The organism is uncultured Pseudokineococcus sp. (assembly GCF_947499845.1).
Classification (GTDB): Bacteria; Actinomycetota; Actinomycetes; order Actinomycetales; family Quadrisphaeraceae; genus Pseudokineococcus.
The window spans coordinates 95031-118253 of sequence record NZ_CANMPM010000002.1 but is presented as its reverse complement, the minus strand read 5'-3'; the positions used below and the strand labels follow the sequence as shown (position 1 = coordinate 118253).

17 protein-coding genes are annotated in these 23223 nt (G+C 77.1%); 11 read left to right on the top strand and 6 right to left on the bottom strand.

Features of this window, described 5'->3' with window-relative positions; all coding sequences use genetic code 11:
* Window positions 1–70 precede the first annotated feature (70 nt).
* The gene (locus Q0789_RS02555) at window positions 71–2437 is read left to right on the top strand and encodes an immune inhibitor A domain-containing protein (protein ID WP_298801810.1); all 2367 of its coding nucleotides are present in this window, start codon (window positions 71–73) and stop codon (window positions 2435–2437) included.
* Window positions 2438–2684: 247 nt separating this feature from the next.
* Window positions 2685–5084: an HNH endonuclease signature motif containing protein gene (locus Q0789_RS02550; protein ID WP_298802192.1), complete on the top strand. Its 2400-nt coding sequence runs from the start codon at window positions 2685–2687 to the stop codon at window positions 5082–5084.
* Window positions 5085–5299: 215 nt separating this feature from the next.
* Here Q0789_RS02550 and Q0789_RS02545 read toward each other — a convergent pair whose 3' ends face one another.
* Window positions 5300–6175, bottom strand: a complete 876-nt coding sequence (locus Q0789_RS02545; protein WP_298801808.1) for an alpha/beta fold hydrolase — start codon at window positions 6173–6175, stop codon at window positions 5300–5302.
* Window positions 6176–6670: 495 nt separating this feature from the next.
* Between Q0789_RS02545 and Q0789_RS02540 the strand changes: the two genes are divergently transcribed.
* The 7 genes from Q0789_RS02540 (at window position 6671) to Q0789_RS02510 (ending at window position 16002) form a co-directional block, all read left to right on the top strand.
* Window positions 6671–7018 (top strand): hypothetical protein, encoded by a 348-nt coding sequence (locus tag Q0789_RS02540; protein ID WP_298801807.1) that lies wholly within the window; start codon window positions 6671–6673, stop codon window positions 7016–7018.
* A 70-nt stretch (window positions 7019–7088) separates the two neighbouring features.
* Window positions 7089–8897 (top strand): methionine--tRNA ligase, encoded by a 1809-nt coding sequence (gene metG / locus Q0789_RS02535; protein WP_298801805.1) that lies wholly within the window; start codon window positions 7089–7091, stop codon window positions 8895–8897.
* Window positions 8890–9813 (top strand): TatD family hydrolase, encoded by a 924-nt coding sequence (locus tag Q0789_RS02530; protein ID WP_298801803.1) that lies wholly within the window; start codon window positions 8890–8892, stop codon window positions 9811–9813. The genes metG and Q0789_RS02530 overlap by 8 nt, the downstream gene beginning before the upstream one ends.
* Before the next feature lie 273 nt (window positions 9814–10086).
* On the top strand, window positions 10087–11514 hold the full coding sequence (locus Q0789_RS02525) for a resuscitation-promoting factor (protein WP_298801802.1): 1428 nt from the start codon (window positions 10087–10089) through the stop codon (window positions 11512–11514).
* A gap of 4 nt (window positions 11515–11518) precedes the next feature.
* Entirely contained in the window at window positions 11519–12457 is a 939-nt protein-coding gene (rsmA, locus tag Q0789_RS02520) for a 16S rRNA (adenine(1518)-N(6)/adenine(1519)-N(6))-dimethyltransferase RsmA (protein WP_366917617.1), read from the top strand.
* Window positions 12458–12822: 365 nt separating this feature from the next.
* Window positions 12823–13791, top strand: a complete 969-nt coding sequence (locus Q0789_RS02515; RefSeq protein ID WP_298801798.1) for a 4-(cytidine 5'-diphospho)-2-C-methyl-D-erythritol kinase — start codon at window positions 12823–12825, stop codon at window positions 13789–13791.
* Between the two features lie 345 nt (window positions 13792–14136).
* Window positions 14137–16002, top strand: a complete 1866-nt coding sequence (locus tag Q0789_RS02510; protein ID WP_298801796.1) for an ABC-F family ATP-binding cassette domain-containing protein — start codon at window positions 14137–14139, stop codon at window positions 16000–16002.
* Window positions 16003–16062: 60 nt separating this feature from the next.
* Here Q0789_RS02510 and Q0789_RS02505 read toward each other — a convergent pair whose 3' ends face one another.
* Both Q0789_RS02505 and Q0789_RS02500 read right to left on the bottom strand, forming a co-directional pair.
* Window positions 16063–16581, bottom strand: coding sequence for an antibiotic biosynthesis monooxygenase (locus Q0789_RS02505; RefSeq protein ID WP_366917616.1), 519 nt, complete (start codon window positions 16579–16581; stop codon window positions 16063–16065).
* A gap of 183 nt (window positions 16582–16764) precedes the next feature.
* On the bottom strand, window positions 16765–17334 hold the full coding sequence (locus Q0789_RS02500) for a MarR family winged helix-turn-helix transcriptional regulator (protein ID WP_298801792.1): 570 nt from the start codon (window positions 17332–17334) through the stop codon (window positions 16765–16767).
* 168 nt (window positions 17335–17502) lie between these two features.
* Between Q0789_RS02500 and Q0789_RS02495 the strand changes: the two genes are divergently transcribed.
* A complete protein-coding gene (locus tag Q0789_RS02495) occupies window positions 17503–18435 on the top strand; it encodes a type IV toxin-antitoxin system AbiEi family antitoxin domain-containing protein (RefSeq protein ID WP_298801790.1) in 933 nt (310 codons plus the stop codon).
* Window positions 18436–18546: 111 nt separating this feature from the next.
* On the opposite strand, the gene Q0789_RS02490 is transcribed toward Q0789_RS02495, so the two are convergent.
* Both Q0789_RS02490 and Q0789_RS02485 read right to left on the bottom strand, forming a co-directional pair.
* Window positions 18547–19416, bottom strand: a complete 870-nt coding sequence (locus tag Q0789_RS02490; RefSeq protein WP_298801788.1) for a MaoC/PaaZ C-terminal domain-containing protein — start codon at window positions 19414–19416, stop codon at window positions 18547–18549.
* 158 nt (window positions 19417–19574) lie between these two features.
* The gene (locus Q0789_RS02485) at window positions 19575–21125 is read right to left on the bottom strand and encodes a 3-oxoacyl-ACP reductase (protein WP_298801786.1); all 1551 of its coding nucleotides are present in this window, start codon (window positions 21123–21125) and stop codon (window positions 19575–19577) included.
* Between the two features lie 78 nt (window positions 21126–21203).
* On the opposite strand from Q0789_RS02485, the gene Q0789_RS02480 reads away from it, so the two are divergent.
* Window positions 21204–22511, top strand: coding sequence for an acetyl-CoA C-acetyltransferase (locus Q0789_RS02480; RefSeq protein ID WP_298801784.1), 1308 nt, complete (start codon window positions 21204–21206; stop codon window positions 22509–22511).
* On the opposite strand, the gene Q0789_RS02475 is transcribed toward Q0789_RS02480, so the two are convergent.
* Window positions 22481–23170, bottom strand: a complete 690-nt coding sequence (locus tag Q0789_RS02475) for a TetR/AcrR family transcriptional regulator (protein ID WP_363326000.1) — start codon at window positions 23168–23170, stop codon at window positions 22481–22483. The genes Q0789_RS02480 and Q0789_RS02475 overlap by 31 nt on opposite strands.
* Window positions 23171–23223 lie beyond the last annotated feature (53 nt).

Below are 23223 nucleotides of genomic sequence, written 5' to 3'. Positions count from 1 at the left end.
ACGGCGCAACTGCGCCTACTGTCCCTCGCGGCGCGGAGGACCTCCGCGCAGGTACTCACCGAGGAGACAGATGCGCAAGCTGACGTGCGGGCTGGTCAGCGTGGCCCTGGGAGGCGGCCTGGTCTACGCGGCCACCGCCCCCGCCGCCGCGGCCCCACCCTCCGGGACGGCCACGACCGAGGCGCCGCAGGCGACGCCCTTCGTCGACGACCTCCCCAACCCCCTCGAGGACAAGCGTCGCGCCCTGCGCGAGGCGGCCCTCACCGGCGTGCTCGACGGCGAGCTGCAGCCGGAGGTCATCGACGGCAGCACCGTCGTGAAGGTCGGCGCCGAGGCGGCGCCGGAGGGCACCGCGCCGGCGAAGGCCGAGGGCGGCCCCAACGCCACGCAGGACCAGTACGTCGAGCTCTCGCACGAGAGCACCGACAAGATCTTCGTCATCCTGGCCGAGTTCGGCGACCAGCGTCACCCGGACTTCCCCGACGTGGACTCGGACCCGACGACGCCGGGGCCGACCCGCTTCGACGGGCCCCGCCACAACGAGATCCCCGAGCCCGACCGCTCCGTCGACAACACGACGGTCTGGCAGCCGGACTACGACCAGCAGCACTACCAGGACCTCTACTTCGGCGACGGCGACGCGACGCTCAAGAGCTACTACGAGGCCCAGTCCTCGGGTCGCTACAGCGTCGACGGCGAGGTCTCCGACTGGGTGCGGGTGCCCTACAACGAGGCCCGCTACGGCCGCACGGACGCCGGTGCCTGGTACCTCGTCCGCGACGCCGTGAACCAGTGGGTGGCGGAGCGCGAGGCCGCGGGCATGAGCGACGAGGACATCGCCGCCGAGCTGGCCGAGTTCGACCAGCAGGACCGCTACGACTACGACGGCGACGGCGACTTCAACGAGCCCGACGGCTACATCGACCACTTCCAGATCGTCCACGCGGGCGGCGACGAGTCCGACGGCGACCCGACGTACGGCGAGGACGCCATCTGGGCGCACCGCTGGTACGCCTTCGGCACCGACCAGGGCGTGACGGGCCCGGAGACCAACAGGCTCGGCGGCACCCAGATCGGCGACACCGGCATCTGGGTCGGCGACTACACCGTCCAGCCGGAGAACGGCGGCTACTCGGTCTTCGCCCACGAGTTCGCGCACGACCTCGGGCTCCCCGACGACTACGACACGACGAACAAGGCCAGCAACAACGTCGAGTACTGGTCGCTCATGGCGCAGAGCCGTCTCGGCGCGGAGGGCGAGCCCCTCGGCTCCCGCGCCGGCGACCTCGGCGCGTGGGAGAAGCTCCAGCTCGGCTGGCTCGACTACGAGGTCGTCCCCGCGGGGCAGAAGCGCACCATCGACCTCGGCCCGCAGGAGTACAACAGCGCGAAGGCCCAGGCCATCGTCTCGGTGCTCCCGGACAAGGAGGTGACGACGCAGTTCGGCGCCCCCTTCGCGGGTGAGAAGCAGTGGTGGTCCGGCCGCGCCGACAACCTCAGCAGCACGATGACGGCGACGGCGGACCTGCGGAGGGCCACCACCGCGCAGGCGACGCTGAAGGCCCGCTGGGGCATCGAGGCCGACTACGACTACCTCTACTTCCAGGCGTCGACCGACGGCGGGAAGAACTGGACGTCCCTGCAGGGCACGGTCGACGGCACCGCCTTCGACACGGACAGCTCGGGCGCCCCGTCGCTCTCGGGCATGCACCCCGAGTGGGGCGACGTGGTCGTGCCGCTCGACGCCTACGCGGGCCAGCGGGTGCAGCTGCGCATGCTCTACCGCACGGACGGCGGGTACACCGAGGCCGGCTTCTTCGCCGACGACATCGCCATCACGGCGAACGGCCGCACCGTGTTCAGCAACGGCGCGGAGAGCGTCCCGTCGGTGCTGGCGCTGGACGGCTTCACGGCGGTGGGGGCGAGCCAGACGAAGGGCTACGACAACTACTACATCGCCGGTCACCGCAGCTACGTGAGCTACGACCAGTACCTGCGGACGGGGCCGTACAACTTCGGCTTCGGGAGCGCGCTGCCGGACTTCGTCGAGCACTTCCCGTACCAGGAGGGGCTCCTCGTCACCTACTGGGACACCTCGATGGCGGACAACAACGTCAGCGACCACTACGGCGAGGGGCGCAACCTCATCGTCGACGCGCACCCGCGTCCGATCTACAACCTCCAGGGCAATCCCTGGAGGACGCGGATCCAGTCCTACGACGCGCCCTTCGGGACGCAGCCGGTGGACTCCTTCACCCTCCACGTCGACGGGCAGCCGAGCTACATCCGCGGGCAGAAGCCCGCGCGGGTGTTCGACGACACGAAGAAGTTCTTCTTCGAGGAGTTCCCGTCGCAGGGCGTGAAGCTCCCCGGGGTCGGCGTGAAGATGCGCGTCGTCTCCGAGGACGGCACGTCCATGCGGGTCCGCGTGAGCTGACCCCTCCGCCCGGGCGACGGCTCGGGCTCAGCACGGACCGAGGGCCCGGCGGCGTCTGCCGCCGGGCCCTCGGCCGTCCTCGGGCCGCCTCCTGGTCCAGGGGGGCGTTCGTGGACGTCGGGGCGCGCCAGCCGTCGGCGGTGTCCGGTGGTTGCGCACAGGACGGCGGAGCGGGACGTCGTCCACAGGCCACGGAACTGGCGGGGCGCTGTCGTACCCCATCCCTAGTCTCGTACACGTGTTCGAGATGGGCGTGGGCGGGAGCGAGGGGGACGACGCCGTCCTGCCGTCCGCCGCGCCGCGCGCCGTTCGTGGCGCCGGCGCCCCTGACGCGACTGGTGCTACCGGGGACCAGGACGGCGGCGCCGTCGAGCTCGCTGGCGAGGTCGGTCGCGTGCGGTCGGCGGTGCGAGCGGGGGCGCTGGGTCGGGTGCGGGCGGTGGTCGCGCTGGAGGCGGCGCGGTCGGTGGCGTGGGCGGGGCTGCTGCGGCAGGTCGCGGCGCTGGTGGAGGAGGTGTCGGTGTCGGGTGGGCCGGCGGCGCCGGTGGCCGACGGCGGCGGGTCCGGCGCCGGTGACCGCGCGGCAGGTGCGGTCGATGTCGCAGTGAGGTCGGCCGGCTCCAGCGCGGGGTCGGTGCCGACGTCAGGGTCGGGGCGGGACGCGGGTCTGGCGTTCGAGGCCGCCGCGGCCGAGCTGGCGGTCGCGCTGGTGGTGCCGCTGCGGCGGGCGCAGGACCTGGTCGCCGAGGCCCTCGCGGTGACGACCCGCCTGCCGGTGACCCTGGCCGCGCTGGAGGCCGGGAGGATCGACCCCCAGCGCTCCCGGCTGGTGGCCGAGGAGACCGTCGCCCTGTCCCCGGTGCACGCCGCGAAGGTCGACGCGGCCCTGGCCGACGACCTCGGCCCCCTCACCGTCCCGGCGCTGCGGGCGCGGGTGCGTCACCTGGTCGCGACGACCGACCCCGAAGCGGTGCGCCGCCGGGTGCGGCGGGCCACGTGCGCCCGCGGCGTGCGCCTGTTCCCGGTCGACGACGGGATGGCCCAGCTGGTCGCGACGGGCCCGGTGCTGGACCTGGCGTGCGTGTTCGAGCGCCTGACCACCACCGCCCGGGCCCGCGCCGGGGAGCACGGGCGCCTCGACCCGCACGCCGCGACCACCGCCGGCCTGGACCCCCTAACTGTGGGCGACGGTGCCGCCGCGGGGTTGCCCGACCGGCGGGGCATCGACGCGCGCCGCTTCGACGTCCTCGTCGACCTCGCCACCACCACCGACCTCACTACCGCTGACCTGCCCACCGGCGCGCACGCCGTCGCCCCTGCCACGCGCGCGGACGCGAACGCCAGCGCGGGCACAGCCTCGGCGGGCGCCACGGTCACGCCCCGGGCGCGCAGCCCCCACGGTCCGCAGGTCACCGTGGCCCTGACCAGCCTGCTCGGCCTGGACGACGACCCCGCCCAGCACCCCACCCTCGGACCCGTCCCGGCGGTGGCCGTCGCCGAGCTCCTCGCCAACGGGCACCGCTTCCGCCGCGCCCTGACCGCACCGCTCACCGGCCACCTCGTCGGCCTCGACGGCCACCTCCAGACTCTCGACCCCACGACCACGGCCGCGCCGCTGACCGGTCCGCCGGGGAAGGGCCCAGGGACCACACCGGCCCGCCGAAGCCGCAGGGAAGCCATCAGCGTGCGCGTCGAGACGCCCGACGACCCCACGTCGCTGCCGACGTCGTCGCCGTCACCCACCGACCCCGCCGCAGCCGCAGCGGCGCCCGCAGCGGCGGCCGCGACCACAGCTGCGCCCGCAGCCGCGGCTGGCACGACAGCTGCGCCCGCAGCCGCACCGGCGGCCGGGAGGGCAGCTGTGCGCGCAGCCGCGACCGCAGCCGAGCTGGCGTCGTCGCCATCGTCGCCTTCCCCGCCCCGGCCGCAGACGAGTCCCTCGTCGACTTCGTGGCACGCCTCGCTGCGCCACGCGGCCCGACGGTCCGCCTGCTCCTACGCCGCCGCGACCGGCGGACCCGGCCCCTACGCGCCGACCGATGCCTGCGCCCGCTGGGTGAGAGCCCGCTCACCGCGCTGCCAGGCCCCCGGCTGCCGGATGCCCGCGACCCGCTGCGACCTCGACCACCGCACGCCCCACGCCGCTGGCGGACCGACGTGCCCGTGCAACCTCGACGTCCTCTGCCGGCGCCACCACCTCGCCAAGCACCACTTCGGATGGAAGGCCGTCCCCATGACCGACGACGCCCGCGACCCTGGCCTGACTTGGACCACCCCGCTCGGGCAGGTCGCCCACGTCCCCGCCCGGCCCCTCCTGCCGCGCCCCGCGCCGCGTGTCGCCGACGGCGCCCGTGCCGCGATGAGGGCTGAGTCCGCGGCCGCCGCCGCGCTCGAGGACCGGCTCCTCGGCCCCGCGTGCTACCCCACCCGGGACGCCGCCGCCCACGACCTCGACCGGGTGCACGCCGAGCTCGCCCGCCAGCAGCAGGAGCTGCGCCGGAGTCCCGGGGGTGACGGAGGACGGTCCCCCAGCGGTCGCAGAGGCGCGGCGTCAGCCACCGCGAGCCCGAGCACGGCCCCGGGGGAGGCGGACGAGGCGCCGACCCACCAGCACGACTCGTGGGGGGACGGCGAGCCGCCGTACTGACCGCTGCTCCTCGTCGATGGCGACGAACGCGCACGACCTCCCCCAGGTCGAGGCGTGGTTCGAGGAGGTGGGGCGGACGTCGCCGGCGCGGACCGGCGTCGGCGCACGACGCCCGACGCCCGACGCGTGTGTCCCAGGCGCACACGACGCGGCGACGCGACGACGCCGCGACGCGACGACGCCGCGACGCGGCGAGCGCGTCGACCGAGCGAGCTCTAGGACGGTGCGCCGTCGGCCTCGACCGAGGCGAGGAAGCGCTCGAGGGTGGCGGTGAACACCTCGGGCTGCTCGGAGTGGACCCAGTGCCCGGCCCCCTTGACGCGCACCAGCCGGGTCGAGGGGAAGAGCTGCTGCATGCGGGACCGGTCCTGGTCGAGGACGTAGTGGGACGTGGCCCCGGCGACCCACAGCACCGGTCCGTCGAAGACCGCGCCCTCCGGCGGCTCGGGGAAGCCGCGCAGCACCTCGAGGCCCTCCCGCAGCACGGGCAGGTTGAGCGCCCACCGCCAGGAGGGCCCTCCTCCGCCGTCACCGCGCTCGCGCAGCAGGCTCTGGAGGAGGAACCCGCGCACGGCGTCGCTGGGGACGACGTCGCGCAGGGCGTCGTGCGCCTCCTCCCGGCTGCCGAGGCGGTCGAGGTCGACGGCCCGCATCGCGTCGATGTAGTCGGCGAAGGGGGAGGCCTCCTCGTCCGGGTCGTCGGTGCGCCCCCCGGCGAGCGGGTACTCCACCGGGGCGATGTCCACGACGACGAGCGCCCGGACCAGCTCGGGGCGACGGAGGGCCAGCTGCATCGCGACCTTGCCGCCCATCGAGTGGCCGACGAGGACGACGGGCTCCCCCAGCTCCTCGAGCTCGACGGCCACCCGCTCGGCCATGGCGAGGTAGTCGACGCGCTCCGACCGCGGGGAGCGCCCGTGGTCGGGCAGGTCGAGGACCGTCACCCGCCGCGGTCCACCGGCCAGCGACCGCGCCACCGTCACCCAGTTGCGGCCCTGCCCGAAGAGCCCGTGCACGAAGACGACGCGAGGACCCTCCTCGCCGACGGTGCTGGCGGCGAGCCGGTCGGGGGGTGCGGGAGGCGGCGCCATGACGCCGATCCCACCAGACCGGCACCGCAGCCGCTGGGTGCCGGGGTGCCGGGGTGCCGGGGGCCCGAGTGCCGGGGTGCCCGGCGGCGGTCACGACCGGAGGCAGGGCCTCGCGGCCGCACCGGGAACCGGAGGGGCGCCCCCGTGCGTCCCAGCCCCGTGACGCTCCCCACCGGCTGCCCGGTCCCCTCCGCGCCCTCCGCTGGCTCTCGCGACGCCGGGACCCGTGGCGCGGCGACCCGGCCCACGGCGACCCGGCCCACGGCGACCCGGCCCACGGCGACCCGGCGCGCGGCCCTCCCGGCGGTCGTGGCCGTCGCCGCCCTGCTCGCCCTCGCCGGCTGCGGCGCCGACGACGCAGGGGCCGGGTCCCCGGCGGCCGGCTCGGCGACGAGTCCTGCGCCGACCTCCGGCGCTCCCGACGAGGGGACCGCCACGTCGACCGGCGCTCCCACGACGGGCGGCCCGACGACGGGCGGCCCGACGATGGGCGGCATGACGACCAGCCCTCCGGCGCCCGGCGACGAGCCCGGCGCCACCTCGCCGCCGTCCCCGGGACCGAGCGGCGGCAGCCTGCCGCTGCTGCCGCGCCCGACGGCGCCGCCGACGGCGCCGACCGACGTGCCGCGCCCGACCGTCCTCGTCGGCGAGGTCGTCGAGCCCTCGGCGGCGGGCTGCGTCGAGATGACGAGCGGCGGCCAGGTCTTCTCGCTGCTACTGCCCGCGGGCGTCGAGGTCTCGGTGGGCGACCGCGTCCGCGTCACGGGCACGCCCCGCCCCGTCGAGCGCGGGACCGCTTGCGCCGGCACGCAGGTCGTCGTCACGGACGTCGCACCCGCCTGAGCCCGGGGGCCGCGCGACCGCCCCGTCGGCGGCGGCGGGGGGTGGCCGGCGCCGTCACTACGCTGGCGGCATGACGCACGTCCTCGCCGCGGTGGCCTGGCCCTACGCCAACGGCCCCCGCCACCTCGGTCATGTCGCCGGCTTCGGCGTCCCCTCCGACGTGTTCGCGCGGCAGCAGCGCATGGCGGGCCACGACGTCCTCATGGTCTCGGGCACCGACGAGCACGGGACGCCGATCCTCGTGCAGGCCGAGCGCGAGGGCGTGACGCCGCAGGCGCTGGCGGACAGGTACAACCGCGTCATCGCCGAGGACCTGCAGGCCCTCGGCCTGTCGTACGACCTCTTCACCCGCACGACGACGCGCAACCACTACGCCGTCGTGCAGGAGATGTTCCGCACGGTCCACCGCAACGGCTACCTCGTCGAGAGGACGACGATGGGGGCCGTCTCGCCGTCGACGGGCCGCACGCTGCCGGACCGCTACATCGAGGGCACCTGCCCGATCTGCGGCTTCGACGGCGCCCGCGGCGACCAGTGCGACAACTGCGGCAACCAGCTCGACCCGGTCGACCTCAAGAACCCGGTGAGCCGCATCAACGGCGAGACCCCGAAGTTCGTCGAGAGCCAGCACTTCTTCCTCGACCTGCCCGCGCTCGCCGAGGCCGTCGGCGCGTGGCTCGAGACGAAGACGGGCTCGCCGTCGTGGCGTCCCAACGTCCTCGGCTTCAGCCGGAACCTCCTCGAGGAGATCCGCCCCCGCGCGATCACCCGCGACATCGACTGGGGCATCCCGGTGCCGCTGCCGGGCTGGGAGGAGAACCCGACGAAGCGGCTGTACGTGTGGTTCGACGCCGTCGTCGGCTACCTGTCCGCCAGCGTCGAGTGGGCCCGCCGCACGGGTGACCCGGAGGCCTGGCGGCCCTACTGGTCCGAGGGCGCGCGCGGCGCGTACTTCATGGGCAAGGACAACATCGTCTTCCACTCGCTCATCTGGCCGGCCGAGCTGGCCGGCTACGACGGGCGCGGCTCGCGCGGCGGGCGGCCCGGCGCCTTCGGCGACCTGGCCCTGCCCTCGGAGGTCGTCGCCAGCGAGTTCCTCACGATGGAGGGGCGCCAGTTCTCCTCCAGCCGGGGCGTCGTCATCTCCGTCCGCGACGTCCTCTCGCGCTACCAGCCCGACGCGCTGCGCTACTTCCTGTCGGCCGCCGGCCCCGAGGCGCACGACACCGACTTCACGTGGCGCGAGTTCACCCGCCGCACCAACGACGAGCTCGTCGCCGGCTGGGGCAACCTCGTCAACCGGACCGCGAGCCTCGTCGCCAAGAACGTCGGGAGCATCCCCGAGGCGGGCGACCTCACCGACCGCGACCGCGAGCTCCTGGCCACGACGTCGGGCGCCTTCGGCGTCGTCGGCGACCTCGTGGCCACCCACCGCCAGCGCCAGGGGCTGTCCGAGGCCATGCGCGCGGTCGGGGAGGTCAACCGCTACCTGTCCGAGACGGCGCCGTGGGCCCTGCGCACGAGCGACCCCGACCGCATGCGCACGGTGCTCCACGTCGCCGCGCAGGGCGTCTCGGACTGCCGGGGCCTGCTCGCGCCGTACCTGCCGCACAGCGCGCAGGCCGTGCACGAGGTCATGGGCGGCACCGGCACGGTCTCGCCGATGCCCGAGCTCCGGGAGGTCGACGACCTCGACGGCGGCAGCCCCTACCCGGTGCTGCAGACGCCGCGCGGCGGGGACGGCGCCCCCGGCTGGGGCTCGGTGCCGGTCGTGCCGGGCACGCCGGTGGGCAAGCCGACCCCCGTCTTCACCAAGCTGGACGAGGACGTCGTCGAGACCGAGCTGGAGCGGCTCCGCGAGGAGCAGGCCGGTGGCTGAGGAGCCCGCCCGCCCGCGTGCGCGGTCGTCGACGGGCGCCGACGGCCGGCGGCGCGACCGGTCCTGGCCGCCCGCCCCCGAGCCCCTGCCCGTCCCCGTCGTCGACGACCACACCCACCTCGACATCGTCGACGGGCCCGGCGCCGACGAGCGGTCGGACGACGGCGACCGGCGCACGGTCGAGGACCTGCTCGCCCTCGCGGCGGCGGCCGGCGTCCCGCGCGCGGTGCAGATCGGCTGCGACCTCCCCGCGGCCCGGTGGACGGTCGAGGCCGTGCAGCGCCACCCCGAGCTCGTCGGCGGGGTCGCCCTGCACCCCAACGAGGCGCCCGTCCTCGCCGCGCGCGGCGAGCTGGACGACGCCCTCGAGGAGATCGGCCGCCTCGCCCGCGCCGACCGGATCCGGGTGGTGGGGGAGACGGGCATGGACGCCTTCCGCACCGACGCGGGCGACGCGGCCGCCGTCGCCGCGCAGGAGGAGTCGTTCCGCGCGCACGTCCGCCTGGCGGAGGAGCTGGGGCTGCCCGTGCAGGTCCACGACCGGGACGCCCACGCCGACGTCCTGCGCGTCCTGGCCGAGGAGCGCGCCGAGCGCGTCGTCCTCCACTGCTTCTCCGGCGACGTCGACATGGCCCGCGAGTGCGTGGCGCGCGGCTACTGGCTGTCCTTCGCCGGCACGGTGACCTTCTCCAACGCCGGCGGCCTGCGCAGCGCGCTGTCCGTCGTCCCGCTGGAGCGCGTGCTCCTCGAGACCGACGCGCCCTTCCTCACGCCCTCGCCGCACCGCGGGCGCCCCAACGCCAGCTACCTCGTGCCGCACACGGCGCGCGTCGTCGCGGGCGTCCTCGACGTGCCCCTCGAGGAGCTGTGCACGGCCGTCGCCGCCACCGCCGAGGAGCTCTACGGGCCCTGGTGACCCGCGCCGCGGCGTCCCGGTCCGGCGTCGGCTGAGCGGTCGGCCGCAGGCCGGCGGGTGGCCGGCGGTGGGCCGGGAGGGGGCCAGGGGTGTGACACCAGGTCTCGGATCGGTTACGGTCGGCGTGTCAGCCGGGGCTGGGGAAGGCTCCGGGCGACGCCCTCTGCACCGACGCGGCCCCCGGTGGACCTCCACCGCGCGGGGCCCGCTCGGCTGCGCGCGGCCCGCCCTCCCCGCACGAGCGCCCGGGAACGCGCGACGTCAGGACGCCTGTTGAGCTCTTCGCCCGCCACGCCCCCCTCGTCCTCCGGGACCCCGTCCGAGCCCGGCGCCGACCGCCTCGACGCCCTGCTGGACGAGTCGGCGACGCTGGCCGCGCCGGCCCGCCGCTCGCGCGGACGTCGCGCCGCCACCGCCGCCGTCCAGGGCGCCGCCCTCGTGGCGCTGCTCGGCGGGGCCGCGGTGTACGCGGCCGGGTCGACGACGGTGGAGCTCGACGTCGACGGCGCGAGCCAGGAGGTCCGCCTCTTCGGCGACGACGTCGCCGACGTCCTCGCCGAGGGCGGGGTCGAGGTCGGCCCGCGCGACCTCGTGGCCCCCGCGGTCGACGGCGACGTCGAGGACGGCGGCACGGTCGTCGTCCGCCACGCCCGCCAGCTCGAGCTCACGGTCGACGGCGAGACCACCACGCACTGGACGACGGCGCTCACGCTCGACGAGGCCCTCGACGACCTCGGCGTGCGCTCGCAGGGCGCGGCGCTCTCGGCGTCGCGGTCCATGCCCCTCGGGCGCGGCGGGGGCAGCGTCGAGCTCGTCACGCCGAAGGACGTCACCGTCGTCGCGGACGGGAAGGCCCAGCCCCTGACGAGCACCGCCACCTCCGTGGGCGCGCTGCTGTCCGAGGCCGGCGTCGCCGTCGGCGACGCCGACCGGGTGTCGGTGGACCAGGCCTCGCCGCTCACCCCCGGGCTCGTCGTCACCGTCGTGCGCGTCCTCACCGAGGAGGTCGTCGAGGAGGGCCCCGTCCCCTTCGCCGTCGAGGAGCGCGAGACGGACGACCTCTTCGTCGGCCAGACCCGCGTGCAGAGCGCAGGGGAGCGCGGCGTCCACCAGGTGCGCTTCCGCCAGACCACCGCGGACGGCCAGGTGGTCTCCAAGGAGGAGATCTCCGACGAGGTGACCACGGCCCCCCAGCCGCGCGTCGTGCTGGTCGGGACGGCCGAGCGGCCCGCCCCCGAGCCCGAGCCCGAGCCCGAGCCTGAGCCCGAGCCCGCCCCTGAGCCCGCGCCGACCCGGGCCGCCTCGAGCTCGTCCGGCTCCTCGTCCAGCTCGTCCAGCTCCTCCGGCTCCTCGTCCAGCTCGTCCAGCTCCTCCGGCTCCTCGTCCGGCTCCTCGCGCTCCTCCGACGACGACGACGACGAGAGCTCGTCAGCGCCGTCCACGCCCTCCGCGCCGGTGGCGAGCGGCAGTGCGTGGGACCGCCTCGCGCAGTGCGAGTCGGGCGGGAACTGGGCCATCAACACGGGCAACGGCTACTACGGCGGGCTGCAGTTCAACCTGCAGACGTGGCGCGCCTACGGCGGCTCGGGCTACCCGCACGAGAACAGCCGCGAGCAGCAGATCGCCATCGCCGAGAAGGTGCGCGCCGACCGCGGCGGCTACGGCGCCTGGCCCGCGTGCTCGCGCAAGCTGGGGCTCTGACGCCCTGAGCGAGACCGACCGCGTCGGAGGGGCCGAGGAGCGAGCGCTCCTCGGCCCCTCCGACGTGCGCGCGCTGGCCACCCGCCTCGGCGTGCGGCCCACGAAGACCCTCGGGCAGAACTTCGTCACGGACGCGGGGACGGTGCAGCGCATCGTGCGCCGCGCCGGGGTGGGGGCCGACGACGTCGTGCTCGAGGTCGGCCCCGGGCTGGGGTCGCTGACGCTCGCGCTCCTCGAGCGGTGCGCCGGCGTCGTCGCCGTCGAGGTCGACCCCGTGCTCGCCGCCGAGCTGCCGCGCACGGTCGCCGCCCGCCGGGGGGCCGGCGACGCCGTCCCGCCGCGGCTGGCCGTGGTCGGCGCCGACGCGCTGCGGGTCGGGGCGGACGACGTCCTCGGCGCCGGTGCCGGGGCGCCGACGGCGCTCGTGGCCAACCTGCCCTACAACGTCGCGGTGCCCGTGCTGCTGACGCTCCTCGAGCGGCTGCCCGGGCTGCGCAGCGCGCTCGTCATGGTGCAGTCCGAGGTCGCCGACCGGCTCGCCGCCGAGCCCGGCAGCCGGGCCTACGGCGTCCCGTCCGTGAAGGCCGCCTGGTACGGCGACGTCGCCCGGGCGGGGGCGGTGGGCCGCACCGTCTTCTGGCCGGCGCCCAACGTCGACTCCGGGCTCGTGCACCTCCTCCGCCGCGACCCCCCGGCGAGCCGGGCGGGCCGTGAGGCCGTCTTCGCCGTCGTCGACGCCGCCTTCGCGCAGCGCCGCAAGACGCTGCGGGCCGCGCTGGCGCGCTGGGCCGGCGGCGCCGCACGGGCCGAGGAGGTGCTCCGCGCCGCGGGCGTCGACCCCGCCCTGCGCGGCGAGCGCCTCGACGTCGCCGGCTTCGTCGCCGTCGCCGACGCCGCCCTCGACGTCCTCGCGCCCGACGGCGTCGAGGCGCCCGCCCGCTGACGGCGAGTCGTCGCCCGTTCGCCCCTCCGAAGAGATCGGGATGGGCGAGTCGTCGCCCGTTCGCCCCTGCGAGGGGTCGGGCGGGGGCGAGTCGTCGCCTGCTCGCCCCTCCGAGGGGTCGGGCGGGGGCGAGTCGTCGCCGGTTCGCCCGAGGCGGCCTCGCGCGGGGGCGAGTCGTCACCTGTTCGCCCGCTGCCACCTCGTGCAGGAACGAGTCGTCGCCGGTTGGCGCTGGGGCGCCTCGCGGAGGGGCGAGTCGTCGCCTGATCGCTCCACCCGCGGTGGGGCGTCGCCGCACCGTGACCACGGATGGTGACTGCCGGGTACCGCGGGTGCCCGCCGACGGCGTCGCCTATGGTCCCCGCATGGGCAGCGGCGAGGTGCGCGTCCTGCCCGTCCCCGGGGCGTCGGTCGTCGCCCGCGCCCACGCCAAGGTGAACCTGGCGCTGCGCGTCGGCGGCCTGCGGCCCGACCGCTCCCACGAGCTCGTCACGGTCTTCGAGGCGGTGTCCCTGCCCGAGGACGTGCGGGCCTCGCCGTCCCGGGGCCTGGAGTGCGCCGTCACGGGGGAGGGCGCCGCGCAGGTCCCCGTCGACGAGCGCAACCTCGCCGTCCGGGCCGCGCTGCTCCTCGCCGAGCGGGCCGGGGTGCCGCCGCGCGTGCGCCTCGACATCACCAAGACGGTGCCCGTCGCCGGGGGCATGGCGGGCGGCAGCGCCGACGCCGCGGCCGCGCTCGTCGCGTGCGACGCCCTGTGGGGCACCGGGCTCGGGCGCGAGGACCTCCTCGCGCTCGGCAGGGAGCTCGGCGCCGACGTCCCCTTCGCGCTGCTCGGGGGCACGGCGGTGGGCACGGGCCGCGGCGAGCAGGTCGTCCCGGCCCTCGCCCGCGGGGAGCGCTCGTGGGTGCTGGCGCTGTCCGCGTCGGGCCTCTCGACGCCCGCCGTCTACGGCGAGCTCGACCGCCGGCGGGGCGAGGCGGGTCGCGCTGCCGCGGACGCCGCGCTCGACGTCGACGAGACCGCGGTGCACGAGCTCCTCCAGGCGCTGCGCGCCGGGGACGCCGCGTCCGTCGGGGCCGCCCTCGTCAACGACCTCCAGGAGCCGGCGCTCGCCCTCGCGCCCCACCTCGCGACGACGCTGCAGGTGGGCCTCGAGGCGGGAGCCGTGGCGGCGCTCGTCTCCGGCTCGGGGCCGACGACGGCCTTCCTCGTCGAGGGCCGCGAGCAGGGCCTCGCCGTGGCGGTGGCGCTCGCCGCCTCCGGGGCCGCCGCGGACGTCCGCCGCGTCACCGGGCCCGTGCACGGCGCCCGCGTCGTCGACGTCGGGCGCTGACCGCCGCCTCGTCTCCCCACCGCCCGTGGTGGAGGTGGCGCCACCTTCGCCCAGGGGCGGCCCGTGGGCGTGAAGGAGGCGTCACCTTCGCGTCCGGAGGGCTCGTGGGGGTGAAGGAGGCGTCACCTTGGCGTGAGGGCGGCTCGTGGGGGTGAAGGAGGCGTCACCTTCGCGTAGGGGCGGCTCCTGGGGGTGAAGGAGGCGTCACCTTCGCGTCCGGGCGGCCTTGGGGGTGCAGGTGGCGTCCCCTCCGCGTCAGGGCGGGCTGGTGGCGATGCCGTCGGCGTCACCTCCGCGCCCGGGCCGCGGCGCGGAGCACCCCGGCCGGTGCGGCACGCTGGTGGGGTGGCGCACCTGCTGAACGCGGAGTCGGTCTCCGTCGTCCTCGGCGCCCGCGACGTGCTCGCGGGCGTCTCCCTCGGCCTCGACGACGGGGACCGCATCGGCGTCGTCGGCCGCAACGGCGACGGCAAGTCGACGCTCCTGCGCGTCCTCACCGGCGAGCACGAGCCCGACGGCGGCCGCGTCACCCAGACCCGCGGCCTGCGCGTGGGCGTGCTGCCGCAGGCGGACGACCCGCACGCCACCGGCACGGTCCGCGAGCTCGTCGTCGGGGACGCCGCCGACCACGAGTGGGCGGGCGACGCCCGGGTGCGCGACGTCGTCAGCGGTCTCCTCGACGACGTCCAGACCTCCGTGCCCGGCGGCCTCGACGCGCCGCTGTCGGCCCTGTCCGGTGGCCAGCGCCGCCGCGCCGCGCTCGCCGCCGTCCTCGTCGGCGACCACGACCTCGTCGTCCTCGACGAGCCCACCAACCACCTCGACGTCGAGGGCGTCGCCTGGCTCGCGGAGCACCTGCGCACCCGGTGGCCCGCCGGCCGCGGGGCGCTGCTCGTCGTCACGCACGACCGGTGGTTCCTCGACGCCTGCTGCACGCAGACGTGGGAGGTCACCGGCGGCGGCGTCGAGAAGTACGACGGCGGGTACGCCGCCTACGTCCTCGCCCGCGCCGAGCGCGCCCGCGTCGCCCAGGTCACGGCCGACCGCCGCGCCAACCTGCTGCGCAAGGAGCTGGCCTGGCTGCGCCGCGGCGCGCCCGCGCGCACGAGCAAGCCCAAGTTCCGCCTCGACGCCGCCGCCGAGCTCGTCGCCGCCGAGCCGCCCCCGCGGGAGACCGTCGAGATCACGGCGACGGCGAGCGCGCGCCTCGGCAAGGACGTGCTCGACCTCGAGGACGTCGTCTACCGCGTGCCCGGGGAGGCCGGCGGCGCCCCCCGCACGCTCCTCGACGGCGTCACCTGGCGGCTCGCGCCGGGGGAGCGGGTCGGCGTCGTCGGCGTCAACGGCGCCGGCAAGACCACGGTGCTGCGCCTGCTCACCGGCGACCTCGAGCCCGACGGCGGCCGCGTGCGGCGGGGGAAGACCGTCCAGGTCGCCGTGCTCTCCCAGTCCCTGCGGGAGCTCGAGGAGGTCGCGGACCTGCGCGCGCTCGAGGCCGTGGAGCGCGAGCGGCGCGAGCTCGTCGTCGACGGCAAGCCGGTGACCGCCAGCTCGCTCGTCGAGCGGCTCGGCTTCACCCGCGACCGCGCGTGGACGCCGGTCGGCGAGCTCTCCGGCGGCGAGCGCCGGCGCCTGCAGCTGCTGCGCCTGCTCGTGCACGAGCCCAACGTCCTGCTCCTCGACGAGCCGACGAACGACCTCGACACCGACGTGCTGGCCTCGGTGGAGGACGTCCTCGACGGCTTCCGCGGCACCCTCGTCGTCGTCTCCCACGACCGGTACCTGCTCGAGCGCACCACCGACCACCAGGTCGCCCTGCTCGGCGACGGCCAGGTGCGCGACCTGCCCGGCGGCGTCGAGGAGTACCTGTCGCTGCGCTCGGCGGCCAAGGCCGACGGGCCGAGCGCCGGCGCGGCGCTGCCCGGCTCGGCGTCGTCCGCCACGGCCACGGCGTCGGCCGCGTCCTCGACGACCGCCCCGGTGGCCGGGGCCTCCGCCGCGGAGGTCCGCACCGCGCGCAAGGAGGCGCAGCGGCTCGAGCGGCGCCTGGAGAAGCTGCAGGCCTCCGAGGCCGACCTCATGGGCCGCATGGCCGCCGCCGCGACCGACCACGCGGCCATGACCTCCCTCGACGCCGAGCTCCGCGCCGTCCAGGCCGAGCGCGAGCAGGTCGAGGAGGCGTGGCTCGAGGCCGCCGAGGTCGCCGGCTGAGAACGCGGTCGGCGGCTCCGCCGCCGGCCTTCGAGAAGCGGCTCCGCCGCCAGGGTCGGATCAGCGGTTCCGCCGCCAGGGGGCCTTCTCGCCGTCCAGGAACCACTGCAGCTTCCGCGTCGCCCACGGCAGCGCCAGGTAGGTCATCACGGGCGTCATGAGCGTCGTCACGAGCGCCACCCGCACGACGAGCGGCACGAGCGGGGCGAGGACGACGCCGAGCGTCGCGTTGACGAGCAGCGACAGCGGCAGGAACACCGAGAAGATGACGAGCATCTGCCGCCACCGCGGAGGCGCGCCCTTCGGCGCGGGGCCGACGACGCTGCCGTGCGCGGCGTCGAACCAACCCTCGATGCCCGTCCGGCGCTCGGTCTGCGCCTCGCGCACCGTGCCCGGCGCCCCCGCGAGCCACCAGCGCCGCTGCGCCGAGCCCTCCCAGCCCGCGAGGGAGTCCTCGTCGGCGAAGCGGTAGAGCATGTGCCACTCCCGTGAGCCCGCGCCGCCCCGGACCCAGCCGGCACCGAGGAAGCCGGGGAAGGACTCGGCCATCCGGGCGCCCGCGCTCGCCCACGTCATCATCTCCAGGCGCTGGCCCGGGTCGGCGACGCGCGTCGTCGCCACGGTGACGGGGTCCGGCGCGACGACCGGCCGGTCGCCGTCCTGCGCGGCGGGTGAGGACGAGCGGGGGCCGGAGCGAGCGGTCACCCCGCCAGTGTCCACGATGTGGGCACGAGGGAGTGCCGTGGTCCTGACGGCGAGGGCTCAGACCTCCGGCGGCAGCCCGCCCCGGCTGCCCGACGTGGCGTCGAAGCCGCTCGCGAGGGACCGCAGGACGTCGGCGAGCCGGTCCTGCTCGCCCGCGTCCAGACCGGCGAGCAGGCGCCGCTCGCGGGCCAGCAGGTCGGCCATCGCGGCGTCGACGCGCGACGCCCCGGCCGGCGTGAGGCGGACGAGGACGCCGCGCCGGTCGGCCGGGTCGGGGTGGCGCTCGACGAGGCCCAGCGCGACGAGGCGGTCGACCCGGTTCGTCATCGTCCCGCTCGTGACGAGCGTCGACGTCACGAGCTGGCCCGGCGTCAGCTGGTGCGGCGCCCCGGAGCGCCGCAGCGCCGACAGGACGTCGAAGGACCAGACCTCGAGGCCGTGCTCGGCGAAGGCGGCGCGGCGCGCCAGGTCGAGGTGCCGGGCGAGCCGGCTCACGCGGGAGAGCACCTGCAGCGGCGACACGTCGAGGTCCGGGCGCTCGCGGCGCCACGCGTCGACGATGCGGTCGACCTCGTCCCGATCGACCGCCGCTCCCGGGGGTGCGCCCCCCGACGTCCCCGGCGCCACCCGGCGATGCTACGCCGGGTCTCTCGACGTCGAGATTCTCGACGCGCCTCCGGCGGCGACATCGGGGTCGCAGCCACGAGGACCCGGCCTGGTGGCTGCAGCCTCGATGTCGATGCGGCGTCCACAGGGCCGGAGCGCGGCGGCGCCTCGACCGCGAGCCTGTACCGCGTGGACGTCCTCGACCCGGCCGTCGTCGCCGCCCTCCTGACGCGGGCCGCGCGTCAGGACGGCGTCGTGACGACGTCCGACCTCAGCGCGCTCGGGCTGGGGCCGCACGTCCCCCGCCGGCTCGTCCGTGCGGGTCAGTGGGAGCGCCTGCTGCGCGGCGCCTACCTCGTCCGCCCGGGCCGGGTGGGTGTCCAGCGGGTGCGGGCCTGGAGCCGCGCTGCGTCGCTCGTCGTCCCGGGTGCCGTGGCCGGCCGGAGCAGCGCCGCTCACCTCTTCGGCGTGCAGGGCGCCCCGGTGCCGGCGGGCGCCGAGGTGGTGCTGCCGCCCGGCCGCCAGAAGCCCTCCCGCCCCGGACTGGCCGTCGTCGTGTCGGCGCTCGCGCCGCAGGACGTCGTCGACGTGCGCGGCGTCGCGACGACCTCGGCGCTCCGCACCCTCGTCGACCTCGTGCCCCGCCTCGACCGGCCCGCAGCGCTGTCGGTGCTCGACTCGGCGCTCGCCCTGGGCCTCGTGACGCCCGAGGACCTCCTGGTCGCGCGCGAGCGGTGTGCGGGCCGCCGGGGCAGCAGCGGGGCGGCCGACCTCTGGGTCCTCGCTGACGGCCGCGCCGAGAGCCCGCTGGAGAGCAGGGCTCGTCTGGCGTGCGTGGAGGCCGGCGTCCCACCGGACGAGCTCCAGGTGGTCGTGCGGACGGGGGACGGTCACGTGGTGGCGCGCGGCGATCTCGGCTTCCACCGCCGCTCACGACCGGAGCGGCGGCTGCTGCTCCTCGAGTGCGACGGGAAGGACGTGCACGCCGCCCCGGACGCGCTCTACCGCGACCGGTGGCGGGCCAACGCCCTCGTGGCGCTGGGGGTGGACGTCATCCGCTGCACCTGGGCGGACGTCGAGCACCCGGGTCGCCTGCCGGCCATGGTCCGGTCCGCTCTCTGACCACGGCTCCCCGCGCCCCGCTCACCACATCGTGGCTGCAGCCACGAGGAAGGCATTCGGTGGCTGCAGCCTCGATGTCGTCGGGCGGGCGCGAGGGTGGCGGCGTCGGCTTCAGAGGGGCGCGACCTCCGCGAGCAGGTGCGGCTCGCCGTCGCGCTCGCGGCGGACGGCGAGGGAGAGGGCGCCCTCGCCGTCTTCCTGCGCCCGCCACCCGTGGACGGCGCGGCCCGGCAGGGACAGGGGGCGCAGGAAGCGGGCGGTGACGTCGTGCGCGGGCGTCAGGCGGCCCTCGAGGTCGAGGAGGGCGTGCGCCAGCGTCCACATGCCGTGGGCGATGGGACGGCGGAAGCCCAGCAGCCGCGCCGTCGGGCGCGAGAGGTGGATGGGGTTGGGGTCGCCCGAGACGGCGGCGTAGGCGCGGCCGGTGCCGGCCGGCACGACCCAGCGGACGGCGCCGGCGGGCGGGGCGGGGCGCTCCCCGTCGGGCGAGGACGACGCCCCGGCCGAGGACGGCGCGGCGCCGCCGGGCACCGGCTCGCGGTGCAGGTACGTGCTCGTGCCGCGCCAGACGACCTCGCCGGCGGCGCTCGCCGTCGCGACGACGTCGAGCTGGCGGCCCCGGCGGTGCGGGCGCAGGTCGCGGGCGCCGACGGCGAGGTCGAGCGGCTCGCGGACGCCGACGGGCCGCAGCACCTCGAGGCGCTGCACGACGTGGACGAGCCCCAGCAGCGGCAGCGGGAAGGCCGGGTCGAGGAGGAGCCGCATCGACGCCCCGGACGCCAGGACGTGCGTGAAGGCGCCCGGCAGCGACCCGGGCACCGGCGCGCCGGTGCGCCCGGCGCAGACCCGCACCCACGCGTCGAGGTGGGCGGGGTCGGCGACGACGCCGCGAGCCTCGACGACGCGGTCGGGCAGGTCCGCCGGCCGCCGCCGGGGCAGCAGGGCGCCCGCCAGCAGGACGGGCGACGGCGCCAGCGGCACCGCGGACGCCGGTCGGCGGCCCCGGGTGGCAGGGGGCGCGGCACGGCCGGTGGCAGGGGGCGCGGCACGGCCGGACCGGGCGTCGGAGAGGGAGGCGCCGGAGGAGGGGCCGCCGGAGGAGGGCGAGCCGGCGCCGGGCGAGGTCCGCGCGGCCACCCTCACGCCCCCAGCAGGCTCTGGCCGCAGACGCGCAGCACCTGCCCGTGCACCCCGGCGGTCGCGGGCTCGGCGAACCAGGCGATGGCCTCGGCGACGTCGACGGGCAGCCCGCCCTGCCCGAGCGAGGCGAGGCGCCGCCCGAGCTGGCGCGTCAGGGGCGGGACGGTCGCCGTCATGCGCGTCTCGATGAAGCCGGGCGCGACGGCGTTGACCGTCGTCCCGGCGGCGGCCGCCCGCGGCGCGAGGGCGTCCACGAGGCCGATGACCCCGGCCTTGGACGCCGCGTAGCTCGTCTGGCCGTCGTTGCCCGCGATGCCGGCGAGCGACGAGACGCCGACGACCCGGCCGCCCCGGCCCAGCAGCCCGGCGCCGAGGAGGTGCTCGGTGAGGCGCAGCGGCGCTCCGACGTTGACGTCGAGCACCGCGGCGAAGGCGTCGGGCCGCATGTTGCGCAGCCGCCGGTCGCGGGTGATGCCGGCGTTGTGCACGACGACGTCGACACCGCCGAGGCGCTCGCAGGCCTCCGCGAGGCGGCCGGGCGCCAGGTCGGAGGTGATGTCCAGGACGAGCGGCTCGCCACCGACGGCCCGGGCCGTCGCCGCCAGGTCGCCGGCCGCGGCCGGGACGTCGACGCACACCACGTGCGCCCCCCGGGCTCCCAGCAGCTGCGCGACGGCGGCGCCGATGCCGCGGGCCGCGCCGGTGACGACGGCGCGACGGCCCGCCAGCGGCCGCGGCCCGCGGGCGTCCTCGCCGGAGGGCAGGTCGTGGACGGGGGCGCCCACCCGCACCACCTGGCCGCTGACGAAGGCCGAGCGGCCCGACAGCAGGAAGCGCAGCGTCGAGCCCATGGCCCCGACGCCGCCCTCGGCGAGGAGCACCAGCTGGACCGTCCGACCGCCGCCGACCTCCTTGCCGAGCGAGCGCGTGAAGCCCTCGAGGGCGCGCTGCGCCACCCGCACCGCGGCCGGCGACCCCGCGGGGAGGCGGTCGGGGTCGAGCCCCAGCACGACGACGTGGGCCCCGCGCGCGAGCCGGCGCAGGTGCGGCGTGCAGGCGCCCACGAGGCCCACGAGGTCGGCGGGGGAGGCGGCGGCGGTGGCGTCGACGACGAGGCCGCCCCACCGCTCGTCGCCGGCGACCGCGCCGGCCGCACCAGCGGTCGCGTCCCCGCCCGCTCCGTCCGGACCGACGACCCGCGCGCCCGCGGCGGCCAGCTCGGCGGCCGCCACGCCGGCGGCGTCGCCGACGAGCGGTGCGCCGTCGGGCGGGACGAGGCCCGTGACGAGCACCGGGCCGGGCGCCAGGGGGGCGCCCGGCGCGTCGCGGCGCAGCGGCACGGGGTCCGGCAGGCCGAGGCCCGGCACGAGCCGGCGGCCGAGCCCGCTGCGCGCGAAGGCGGCGTAGCGGTCCACCGGTCCGCCCGGGTCGGCGAGCGGTCCCGTGGCGGGGGCCGCAGCGGGCCCCGCGGACGGCCCCGTGGACGGCGCTCGGGTGGGCCCGGTGGGTGGGGCGCCGGGCGACGAGGAGGTCGGCGTGGTCTCGGGCACGGGGCGAGGCTACCGCCGACCGAGGGCGGAAGTTACCCGCGGGTAACACCCGTCGTCCGTCCGTGGCACAGTGACGCCATGGCCCCCACCCCGCGCCCGTACGGGCCCGCGAGCAGCCCGCGCCCCGTCGCCGTCGTCGCCGGCACGCGCATCCCCTTCGCCCGGTCGGGGCGCGCCTACGCGAGCGCCTCGAACCAGGAGATGCTCACCGCCGTCCTCGACGGGCTGGCGCGGCGCACGGGCCTCGTGGGCGAGCGGGTCGACGAGGTGGTCGCGGGCGCCGTCGTCAAGCACAGCCGCGACCTCGTGCTCACCCGCGAGGCCGTCCTCGGCTCGGTCCTGGACCCGACGACCCCGGCGCACGACGTCGGGCAGGCCTGCGGCACGGGCCTGCAGGCGGCGCTGTCCGTCGCGGGCAAGATCGCGCTCGGGCAGGTCGAGGTCGGCGTCGCCGGCGGCGCGGACACGACGTCGGACGCCCCGGTCGTCGTCTCCGAGGGGCTGCGCCGCGCGCTGCTGCGCGCGAACCGGGAGAAGACGGCGCTCGGCCGTGCCCGCGCCCTCGCCGCCGTCCGCCCCCGCGACCTCGTGCCCGTGCCGCCGCGCAACGCCGAGCCGCGCACCGGCCTCTCCATGGGCGAGCACCAGGCGCGCACCACGCTCGAGTGGGGCATCTCGCGCGAGGCGCAGGACGAGCTGGCGCTCACGAGCCACCACCGGCTCGAGGCCGCCTACGAGAGCGGCTTCCTCGACGACCTCGTCGTGCCCCACCGGGGGCTCGAGCGCGACGACGTCCTGCGCCCCGGGCTCACCGCGGAGCAGCTGGCGGGGCTGCGCCCCGTGTTCGGGAAGGGGGGGACGGCGACCATGACGGCGGGCAGCTCGACCCCGCTGACGGACGGCGCCAGCGCCGTCCTGCTGTCCTCACCGGAGTGGGCCGCCGCGCGGGGGCTCGAGCCGATGGCGCACCTCGTCGACGCCGAGACCGCGGCCGTCGACCACGTCAGCGGCGCCGAGGGGCTGCTCATGGCGCCCGTCCACGCCATCTCCCGGCTCCTCGCCCGCACGGGGCTGTCCCTGCAGGACTTCGACGTCGTGGAGATCCACGAGGCGTTCGCCAGCCAGGTGCTCTGCACGCTCGCGGCGCTCGAGGACCCGCTCTACTGCCGCGTCCGCCTCGGGCGCGACGAGCCGATCGGCTCCGTCGACCGCGCGCGGCTCAACCCCCACGGCGGCTCGCTGGCCGCCGGCCACCCCTTCGCCGCCACCGGCGGGCGCGTGCTCGCCTCCGCGGCCAAGGCGCTCGCCGTCCGCGGCGGCGGCCGAGCGCTCGTGTCCGTCTGCGCGGCGGGCGGTCAGGGGGTCGTGGCGGTCCTCGAGCGCTGAGGGGGGCCGTCCGCCCGCTCGGCTCGGGCCGGGCGGGAGCGGTCGGCGGCGCTCGGGCGCGCGGGGTCGACGGGGGCCGGGTCCTCCTCCAGGTGCGAGAGGCCGTTCCAGGCGAGGTTCACGAGGTGCGCCGCGACGGTCGCCTTGTCGGGCTGCCGCGTGTCGAGCCACCACTGCCCGGTGAGGGCGACCATCCCGACGAGCATCTGGGCGTACATGGGGGCCGCGCCCTCCGGCAGGCCCCGCTTGGCCATCTCGCGCGCCATGAGGTGCTCGACCTGCCGGGTGATGTCGGACAGGAGCGTCGCGAAGGTGCCCCCGCTCGTGGCGACGGGCGAGTCGCGCACGAGGATCCGGAAGCCGTCCGTGGACTCCTCGACGTAGTCGAGCAGCCGCAGCGCCGCGCGCTCGAGCACCTGCCGCGGGTGGAGCCCCGCGACGTCGAGCTCCTCCGTCATCGCCGTGAGGAGCTGGCGGACCTCCCGGTCGACGACGACCGCGTAGAGGCCCTCCTTGCCGCCGAAGTGCTCGTACACCACCGGCTTGGAGACGGCGGCGCGCGCCGCCACCTCCTCGACGCTCGCGCCCTCGAAGCCGCGCTCCGCGAAGAGCGCCCGGCCGACGTCGAGCAGCTGCTCCCGGCGCTCGGCCCCGGTCATCCGCGCCCGCCGCGGCGCGGGCGGCCTGGTGCTCGTCACGGCCCCATCCTCCC

Coding starts and splice junctions, on each gene's coding strand:
- Q0789_RS02555 (WP_298801810.1), top strand. CDS start 71: ATGCGCAAGCTGACGTGCGGGCTGGTCAGCGTGGCCCTGGGAGGCGGC.
- Q0789_RS02550 (WP_298802192.1), top strand. CDS start 2,685: ATGGGCGTGGGCGGGAGCGAGGGGGACGACGCCGTCCTGCCGTCCGCC.
- Q0789_RS02545 (WP_298801808.1), bottom strand. CDS start 6,175: ATGGCGCCGCCTCCCGCACCCCCCGACCGGCTCGCCGCCAGCACCGTC.
- Q0789_RS02540 (WP_298801807.1), top strand. CDS start 6,671: ATGACGACCAGCCCTCCGGCGCCCGGCGACGAGCCCGGCGCCACCTCG.
- metG (WP_298801805.1), top strand. CDS start 7,089: ATGACGCACGTCCTCGCCGCGGTGGCCTGGCCCTACGCCAACGGCCCC.
- Q0789_RS02515 (WP_298801798.1), top strand. CDS start 12,823: ATGGGCAGCGGCGAGGTGCGCGTCCTGCCCGTCCCCGGGGCGTCGGTC.
- Q0789_RS02505 (WP_366917616.1), bottom strand. CDS start 16,581: ATGATGACGTGGGCGAGCGCGGGCGCCCGGATGGCCGAGTCCTTCCCC.
- Q0789_RS02480 (WP_298801784.1), top strand. CDS start 21,204: ATGGCCCCCACCCCGCGCCCGTACGGGCCCGCGAGCAGCCCGCGCCCC.
- Q0789_RS02475 (WP_363326000.1), bottom strand. CDS start 23,170: ATGACCGGGGCCGAGCGCCGGGAGCAGCTGCTCGACGTCGGCCGGGCG.